Raw genomic sequence first — 208 nt, forward strand, 5'->3', positions numbered from 1 at the left:
GGTTTCGGGGTGCCGTTTACCGGTTCGCTGGTGCTGCTCTATGTGGCGCTGCTGGTTTTTGCGATGGCGTCGGGCGGTGTGGGGCTGATGGTCTCGTCGCTTTCGGCCACGCAGCAGCAGGCGATTCTGGGGGCCTTTACCGTTGGGGTGCCGTGCATTGTTATTTCCGGCGCGGTCACGCCCGTCATCAACATGCCGCCATTTTTGC

The 208-nt window shown here is 62.0% G+C and carries 1 protein-coding gene; it reads left to right on the forward strand.

Going from position 1 to position 208, the window contains the following annotated elements; all coding sequences use genetic code 11:
• Nucleotides 1-208 (forward strand): ABC transporter permease (locus NE637_RS15730; RefSeq protein ID WP_256267859.1); only part of this gene is annotated, 208 nt, incomplete at both ends.

It is taken from the genome of Desulfovibrio desulfuricans (assembly GCF_024460775.1).
Taxonomy (GTDB): domain Bacteria; phylum Desulfobacterota; class Desulfovibrionia; order Desulfovibrionales; family Desulfovibrionaceae; genus Desulfovibrio; species Desulfovibrio desulfuricans_E.